The sequence below is a fragment of the Actinocorallia aurantiaca genome, assembly GCF_039533685.1.
Lineage (GTDB): Bacteria > Actinomycetota > Actinomycetes > Streptosporangiales > Streptosporangiaceae > Actinocorallia > Actinocorallia aurantiaca.
This window is the reverse complement of the sequence record NZ_BAAATZ010000048.1, coordinates 1-6,860: the sequence shown is the minus strand read 5'-3', so window position 1 is coordinate 6,860 and position 6,860 is coordinate 1. Positions and strand designations below refer to the sequence as shown.

Annotated in this window: 6 protein-coding genes; 3 read left to right on the top strand and 3 right to left on the bottom strand. The window is 56.9% G+C overall.

Annotated elements, in window-relative coordinates; all coding sequences use genetic code 11:
- Window positions 1-369: SMODS domain-containing nucleotidyltransferase (locus ABD327_RS37210; protein WP_344458476.1), on the bottom strand; the 369-nt coding region annotated here is incomplete at its 3' end.
- Between the two features lie 1,195 nt (window positions 370-1,564).
- Here ABD327_RS37210 and ABD327_RS37205 point away from each other — a divergent pair.
- From ABD327_RS37205 to ABD327_RS37195, 3 genes are all read left to right on the top strand, one after another.
- Window positions 1,565-3,952, top strand: coding sequence for a hypothetical protein (locus ABD327_RS37205; RefSeq protein ID WP_344458473.1), 2,388 nt, complete (start codon window positions 1,565-1,567; stop codon window positions 3,950-3,952).
- Window positions 3,953-4,293: 341 nt separating this feature from the next.
- Window positions 4,294-4,950, top strand: coding sequence for a GntR family transcriptional regulator (locus ABD327_RS37200; RefSeq protein ID WP_344458470.1), 657 nt, complete (start codon window positions 4,294-4,296; stop codon window positions 4,948-4,950).
- Window positions 4,947-5,498, top strand: a complete 552-nt coding sequence (locus tag ABD327_RS37195) for an HD domain-containing protein (RefSeq protein WP_344458467.1) — start codon at window positions 4,947-4,949, stop codon at window positions 5,496-5,498. Before ABD327_RS37200 ends, ABD327_RS37195 begins: the two co-directional genes overlap by 4 nt.
- Here the strand turns inward: ABD327_RS37195 and ABD327_RS37190 are convergent.
- Both ABD327_RS37190 and ABD327_RS37185 read right to left on the bottom strand, forming a co-directional pair.
- Complete coding sequence (locus ABD327_RS37190) at window positions 5,486-5,962, bottom strand: NUDIX hydrolase (protein WP_344458464.1); 477 nt, start codon at window positions 5,960-5,962, stop codon at window positions 5,486-5,488. The two genes, ABD327_RS37195 and ABD327_RS37190, sit on opposite strands and share 13 nt — an antisense overlap.
- The gene (locus tag ABD327_RS37185) at window positions 5,963-6,721 is read right to left on the bottom strand and encodes a helix-turn-helix domain-containing protein (protein WP_344458461.1); all 759 of its coding nucleotides are present in this window, start codon (window positions 6,719-6,721) and stop codon (window positions 5,963-5,965) included.
- Window positions 6,722-6,860 lie beyond the last annotated feature (139 nt).

Here is a 6,860-nt window from a genome sequence, read left to right as displayed (position 1 = left end):
GGAATATTTGAACGCTGGCAATATGTCAACACTTAGCCCCTCGCTAAGGGTCAAATTTATTGTATTGCTTGAGCGCCTTGCCTCGGGATAGATTTTTTGAATTATTTCCATTGCTCGGGAAATAGCACCTCTGGGACTTTCTTGATTCGAGTCACCCTTTAGGACCATCACTAGATCGAGGTCCGAGAATTCACGTATTGCTGTAGTGCGAACAAGAGATCCGGACGCAAAGCAATCATCAACAATCGAGCTTTTTTTTATTTTCTCAATTATTAGATCAGCAGAACCCAAAGCCTCGGATCTTTCGGCAGGGCTCACTGAGATGCTTTTGTTAAATTCCTTAAATGCTTCTTCGATATTTCTGGCCACAAGTTCTCACTAGTCATACTTTGGGCGGGCTTAGCTGTGGATGGGTATCGATTGCGCCCTCGTTACAATATTGACGCATCGGCGTGATGAGCGGTGCCGTTTTAGGCCACCGCTAGAGACTAGTAGGAGCTGGACGGTTCCGGACTTGCGCGGGGGTGGGGCCTCTTAGCCTTCCGGCGGACGGGCTGGCACCTGCCTGCCCGCAATGGCCCGTCGCGAGGCCCTGCAAGGGGCCCTGTGCAAGTCGGGAACCGGTCAGCGGCGCGCTCACCGCACCACCAGGCCGCCCACTTGATTCAGCGTGCGCTGGACAACTCGGCCCCGTGACCAGAGCTCGGCGCCCCTTGCGGCCTCGGTTCGCGGCCCTCCTTCCTCGTCCGTGCCTGCCGACCGGCGCCGGCGGGTCCGGCCACGTAGCAGTAGTGGAGCTGGCCGGGGCCGCGCCGAGTCGGCGGCGCGTGCGGCCCGGTGAGGGCCGCCTTGAAGACGTAGAGGAAGTTCTCTCAAGCGCGTTGAGGCCACCAGGCCTCCTTCGACACGATTGTTGCGCAGGAAGTGGCGATCTACAGACCCCGAGATCGATTGACCTTGTGTACAGGGGTCGAACAGCTCAGCCGACAGTGAGTATTGAGTGTGATCTGTCGCCCTTGGCTACCCTCGGACGGCCCGTAGACGGCCCGTAGACATGACCCTGGGCGCGCGCCCTAGGCGTCTCGCAATCCTGACCCGTCCATGATTGAACTCGAAGCCTCTTCGTCCCGAAGCGTAGATACCAAGATCCTCAGCAGCTGAACGCGCTCCTTGGCCTGCCTCAGCAGATTTCCCGACATCCACCAGCGTCCGCGCTTGTCCGTTCCGATTGTCACTCATCTGGTCACCCAACCGGCCTCTACGGGGCTGCGCTCGTTGGCTAACCGAAAGCCGTCTCCACCTACAACAGCTACCCGAGTTGTCCGAGGACAAGCCGACCTGGACCACAGGGGCCGTCAGGCTTCGAGGACCGGAAGCGGCGCATCAGTCGATCACCCCCAACCACGCGCTGACCTCAGTCCCGACGTGGCGATAGTTACATAGCAGCCCATTTGTGCTCCTATCGGACTAATGTGACATTGCGTACTAATGCCTGATTAAGGGAAATTCCCTTGAAGCTCGCTGCCGCTCCTGAGACGATAGGGCATTGGCAGGAGGGAAGCGCATGACCAAAAGCAGGAAAATCAAAAAGACTACCACTACCAAAAAGTCTGACATCCCCGCCGGGTTTGATGACTACCTAGAGACCTCCCTTGGATATATGGCGCGATCCGGGCGCTACATAGAGATGAGGAATCTTTCGACTCCAGAACATCATGAGGAGATCAAAACCAACTTTATTCAACAAGCTACCGCTATTCAAAGAGAGCAGGAGGAGCTTCGAAATCACCTTATCGAGGTGCTTGGGGAAACGGACCCGATGGACCTTGTGGCTCGCGCGAGCATGAAGTATCTCCAAAGCGATCCAAATACTTATAAAGAATGGGAGGATGACCGTTCTCCATCACACATAGAATATCTGGCTCTTCAAGCACTGTCACTGAACGGTGCGGGAAGGGCTGATTCATTGCCCAACTACGGCCGAGACTATGATCGCACATTCGCAGCTCTCAGCATCGTACGCAAGATGTTCAATAATGCATCAATGCTGCTGGTGATTGAAGCTCTTGCCGCGCGCGAGAAAGACCCCAGCAATCGTTCCATTGAATACGTTCTAAAGACGCGCCTTAGTTCACTAGGAATTCGAGGTTCTGCCTACGATGAGCATTTGGTCGATGTCCTCAAAGGGACCCTAGGTGAATTCTCAGGAGAATGCACTGAGGCCCTTGGGTTCGATATCCATGATGCATTGAGGATGGTTGAGGGGATTCATCGTATTATTCAATCGAGGATCGATGCGAGAGCGCCAGAGGCTCAGGCCGGCTTCATAAGGATGGCGGAAGAATTTAAGAGAGAGCGTCGGAAGGGCAGGAGATCTGGCTATACCAGCTCCAAGTACCCCTCTTGGGCTCTCCAGCTCTCGCCAAGCGAGGGAAAACTATACCTAGCAAAGCTGATTGATACCTGGATGTTTCATGACGCAAAACAGATTGGGCTAATAAGCCCTCAAGATCTAGCTGAATCTTGCTCGCTGGATATTGAATCCTGCTTGAGCTTCCTTCGCGCGTTCACCTGCGGTCCGGAGGAGTTCATTGCGCGGCATCATGCCTATCCCACCGGTCAGCATCCCTTGGTAGCCAAACCATTTATGCAGGTTGACGACGGATTCCTATGCCCCTCGCCCGCAACTATCATAGAGAGCTTGCGGCAGAGGTTGGAGGATCTACTTAGGGAGAAGCTTCCGCCCAAGAAGTGGGAAAAGTACCTGAAAGCTCGCGGAAGTTACGTCGAGCGTCGCGCCGTAGAGCTCCTTTCCGGTGCTCTTCCTGGAAGCATTTCATGGAAGTCGCTTCAATGGAACTCCTCCGCTAATAATAGCGATCTAGATGGACTTGTTGCTGCCGACGATGTCACTCTCCTTATTCAATGTAAAGCAGGTAGGCTATCCGGATCGGCGCGCCGTGGATCGCCTGAGCGCATGAGGAGGGATATAGACAAGCTCATCAAGGAGGCGGCCGGACAGCACGAAGCACTAAACGACGCGATTAGGGAAGAAGGGGCTTCATCGCTCGGATTTGATGCGAACCAAGCTAAAGCATTGAATAGTCCGTTTTCATTCGAAGTAATCGTCTGCTTGGATGACATCACCACGTGGGCAACTCATGCTAATGAGCTAAAGGGAATTGAGGCATTGCCCGCTGGGCGGAACGTGCCATGGATTCTGTCCCTAACGGATCTCATGGTGGTTGTCGAGCTTTTGCAAGGCTCGCATCTAATAAACTATCTCACCAGGCGGCAACGGCTTGAGAGAGACTCACGTATAAAGGCTCATGATGAACTTGACTGGGTCGGCCACTATATTCTGGAAGGGCTGTTCTTCGACCAAATGCTCGACGGGCCTGGAGCTCCGAACATCTTTCGTCTTCTTAGTTATACAGAGCCGATCGACTCATGGTATTTCTGGCGCTCAGGGGTTAGGACTGTAGAGACACCAAAGCCCACTCCAGAGGTTCCAGAGGGGCTTAGGCGGCTTATCGAACGCTTGGAACAGGAACGTCCTGAGCACTGGGCGACTGCTTCGCTCGGGCTATTGTGCGGAGATGGAGATTCGCGTGATCAGTGGAATGAGGCGATCGCTCGGGTTAGTTCCCGGCTAAGTTCGCATGGCTGGTGCAATACCTCGCAGGTGTTCGGTGAAGGGCTCGGGGTTACCCTTCATATAGATCACCGTTACACCCTGGAAGGGGTCGGTCGCCAAGCCAGGAAATATATTGAAGAAAAGACTTCGAAACTAAGCATTGCAAACTGGATTGTAATTTATGAAGGACGTTCTGGAGAAATGGCGGTCGAAGTTAGGAGCTCCGATCCGAATGAGCAGCTAGCCGACTTCTTCATGAACCCTCGAAGTGTAGGCGCCGAACGGACGTCAGCGACATCTGAAAGTGGATCGTAGGGGGTCATTTCGTGCGCCGGTTGCCGGGGCGGGACTGGCCCGAAGAGGCAGCATGCCCGGCCTGGCCGACCGGAGCGGGCCGCCTTGAACCCGTGAAGAAACTTCTCATCCGGCAGGGGTTGAGACTGGTAGGGGATGTCTGTGACCTTGATGATTTGGTCTGGGCTGATGAAGCGGGAAGCGACCAGGGCACCTGACTCATGGACAGATTTACCTGCGTGGCTAGCTGAGGCGTCTTCCACGAGGTAGAGGGTGAGCCAACAGCTGGCCGACACCCGAAGCTGGGTTCATGGCCGTACAGTCGAGCGAAGGCTTCTACCCCGTTCGCTTGGAGGTATCGCGTGGCATCGGTGGGGTTCCAGGAGATCGCCGAAGAGATACGGCAGCAGATCGACGCCGGCCGTTGGAGTGCAGGCCACCGCCTGCCGTCTGAGGCTGCTCTGGTCGCCCGATTCGGTGTCGCCCGAGCGACCGTGCGGCGCGCCTTCGAAGTACTCGAAGCGGAGGGGATCGTGGAGGCCGTCAGCGGGAAGGGCCGGTTTGTCAGAGCGAAGACGAACGACGAATCGAGCCGTGAGGCGAGCGCCAAGTACGAGCAGGTTGCCGCGCAACTGCGTAGAGAAGTGACTGAGTCGCAGGTCACCGAATGGAAATCTTCCGAACTCGCCACCCGTTTCGAGGTAGCACCCGGAACGGTGAGGAAAGCCCTTCAGATGCTTGCTGACGAAGGTCTAGTGACGGCGGTATCTGGGCGCGGTTGGCTAGTCGGGTCTGGGAGCCGCACGCAAGAAGTAATGGATGCCATTAAGAATTCGGTCAAGACGGGCGAATTTGGGGTGGGTACGGCATTGCCGGGTGAGCGGGACCTCGCCGCAAGGTTCGGTGTAGCACGGATCACCGTACATCGGGCGATCGAGCGCTTGGAAGAAGAAGGCGTTCTGGAGAAACAGCAGGGCAAGGGCAGGCTCATTACCTGGCAAGGAGGAAAAACCGAATGAGGATCGAGCAAGCAAAGGACATCGCTGGCGAGCTACTCGCCGAAATCTTGCCTCGCCGTTGGAACCACGTTCAAGGGGTCGGCACCTGGGCGGAAAAGGTGTCCGAGCACATTCCTGGCTCTGTGGGAGTACTCCCTGCGGCGGCATGGTTGCATGACATCGGATATGCGCCCCTGTTGGTGGACACGGGGTTCCACCCGATCGACGGGGCCCGGCATCTGCGCCGACTCGGAGTAGATGAGCGGATCGTCTGTTTGGTCGCACACCACACGTGTGCGCATATCGAGGCCGACCTTCGCGGCCTGAGCGGGATTCTCCGTGACGAATTCTCGCATGAGCGTTCGGACGTCGCCGATGCTCTGTGCTTCTGCGACATGACGACCAGCCCGGACGGCGACCGTGTCGAGGTGCTCGCGCGACTGACGGAGATTCGGTCACGCTACGGTCCAGGCGACCTCGTGACCCAGTTCATCGACATCGCCGAGCCCGAGATCCTCGCAACGGCGGAACGCATCTCAGGCCTACTCGCGGAGACTCACCCGATGTAGGGCTCGATCTCACCGGATAGGCACCGTTCGATGCGTTCGAGCATTGAACGGTGAATTTTCAGTTTCGAAATTTGGTTGGGGGCGACCCAGAGGACTTCAGACGATTCTGAGCTTGGGGTGGGAGATCCGCCAGTTGGTTTAGCCTTGAAGACAACTGAGAATTCTTGCCGAACCTCGCCGTTCGAGGTGTATTCGATGACGTGACCGGGATTTGTGTAGATACCGACTAGGCTGGTTATCTCGCAGTTGATCCCTGTTTCTTCTTTGGTCTCTCTTATCGCAGCTTGAGCAATGGATTCACCGAAGTCCATGGCACCGCCGGGTACAGCGTAGTTGCCGTTGTCTGTCCGGCGAATCATCAATATTTCGCCTCGGTCGTTGACGACGACGACATTCACCGAAGGAACGATGCTGTTCGCGGGGGGCGCGTCAGGATCGTTGAGGTAGTCGATACGACGACTCATTTAGACAGCCTCGCTCTCTGGCCATGCTGGCATGGCTTCGTTCCAGATGCGATCGAAGTTCTTGGAGTACAGGTCGAAGACTCCACCGGAACTCAGCTTCCGAAAGTGCAGGATGGGAGCGTGGGCGGCAGGAACTCCAAGCAAGTGCGAGTTGACGAGAAGGTCGTCATCAAATCTGTAGATCGAGTTGTACAGCGTCGTTCGGTGCAGGCGAACCCGGATTCTCGGCATCCCTTCAAGCTGCTGGTAGAAGCCCAGGACGGTCCGGATCTTTTCTGCCATCGCAGCCCCGATCCCTTCCTCCGCTCCACGGTCAGCAACCTGGCTCGAATCAGGATCTCCGAGCAGGAATCGCACCTGCGCGCCTGCTATCGATTTTTCCTTCAGAGTGTCGAGCAGGTCCGGGTGGAGCTCCGGGACGAAGAGCCCCGAGTAGACGAGCACATCGAGCCTGCTCACCACCCCATGGAACAGTCTCAGCCACGTGTCCGGCGGAACTGCGGACCGGTTGGGGTAGAGCTTCACCAGCTCTGATTCCGATGCCTGTGCCTGCCGGGCCTTCGGTACAGCCCCAGGCCAGAGGTAGCTTTCGCTCTCGCCGAGTAGCGCCGCGATCTGGTAGCGCGTCTTCGGGTAGGGCGGTCGCCCCGTAGTGATCCAGCGCTCTGCGGTCTTGGGGTCTGCGCCCACCCTTTCCGCGAGCTGTGCAGGAGTCAGGCCGGCCCGCATCAGGGCGTCACGCAAGCGGTCGTTCGTCATACGGCCCTCCGGACGTCTGGGGACGTCCCGAGGCTAACAAGGACGTCCCCAGATGTCCCGCCACGGCCGTGCGGCGTCACTGACCAAAGAGAGACAGTGGTCACACCAGACGGAAACCAGCGTCTGACCAGCAGATCCA

Excerpts from the sequence above, each read along its gene's own strand:
- ABD327_RS37185 (WP_344458461.1), bottom strand. The coding sequence starts at position 6,721 with ATGACGAACGACCGCTTGCGTGACGCCCTGATGCGGGCCGGCCTGACT.
- ABD327_RS37195 (WP_344458467.1), top strand. The coding sequence starts at position 4,947 with ATGAGGATCGAGCAAGCAAAGGACATCGCTGGCGAGCTACTCGCCGAA.
- ABD327_RS37205 (WP_344458473.1), top strand. The coding sequence starts at position 1,565 with ATGACCAAAAGCAGGAAAATCAAAAAGACTACCACTACCAAAAAGTCT.
- ABD327_RS37190 (WP_344458464.1), bottom strand. The coding sequence starts at position 5,962 with ATGAGTCGTCGTATCGACTACCTCAACGATCCTGACGCGCCCCCCGCG.